The following is a 906-nucleotide window of genomic DNA, read 5'->3' as shown; positions in this document are numbered from 1 at the left end:
CCGCCATCGTCAGTGGGTGGGTGGGGTGAGGGTGTCGGTGTAGTCGATGAGCCAGGAGCGCAGGTCGGCGCCGAGGTCCTCGCGATCGACCGCGAGCTGGATCACGGCCTTGATGTAGTCCAGCTTGTCGCCCGTGTCGTACCGGCGACCACGGAACACGACCCCGTACACCCCGCCCGTACCCGCCACATCTCCGGCCATCGTCATCAACGCATCGGTCAACTGGATCTCACCACCCTTACCCGGCGGCGTGTCCGCCAGGATGCCGAACACCTCGGGCTTGAGCACGTACCGGCCGATCACCGCGTAGTTCGACGGCGCGACCTCCTTCGCGGGCTTCTCCACCAACCCCGTGATCCGCACCACATCGGGATCGTCGGTCGGCTCGACCTGCGCAGCCCCGTACAGGTGGATCTGATCCGGGTCCACCTCCAACAAGGCCACGATCGAAGCGTCCCGCTTCTGCTGCTCGTCCAGCATCCGCGTCAACAACTCGTCCCGGGCATCGATGATGTCATCCCCCAGCAGCACCGCGAACGGCTCATCACCCACATGCATGTGCGCCCGATGCACCGCATGCCCGAGCCCGAGCGGGTCACCCTGCCGCACGTAATGCATGTCCGCCAGATCGGTCGACTCGTTCACCTTCTCCAGCTTCGCCGTATCGCCCTTGCGCTCCAGCGTCGCCTCCAACTCCGCGACCCGGTCGAAATGGTTCTCCAACGCGTTCTTGTTCCGACCCGTGATCATCAACACATCCGTCAACCCCGCCGCCACGGCCTCCTCGACCACGTACTGGATCGCCGGCTTGTCCACCACCGGCAGCATCTCCTTCGGCATCGCCTTCGTCGCCGGCAGGAACCGCGTCCCCAACCCCGCCGCAGGAATGACCGCCTTCGTGATCCG

General features: G+C 65.6%; 1 protein-coding gene. It reads right to left on the bottom strand.

Translation table 11 applies throughout. From position 1 onward, the window contains the following. Positions 1-9: 9 nt before the first annotated feature. A complete protein-coding gene (galU, locus tag PX701_RS18360) occupies positions 10-903 on the bottom strand; it encodes a UTP--glucose-1-phosphate uridylyltransferase GalU (RefSeq protein ID WP_275507120.1) in 894 nt (297 codons plus the stop codon). Positions 904-906 lie beyond the last annotated feature (3 nt).

This window comes from Agromyces chromiiresistens (assembly GCF_029167465.1).
GTDB lineage: Bacteria > Actinomycetota > Actinomycetes > Actinomycetales > Microbacteriaceae > Agromyces > Agromyces chromiiresistens.
Note: the sequence above shows the minus strand (reverse complement) of the source record. Positions and strands in the feature narration are given on the sequence as shown.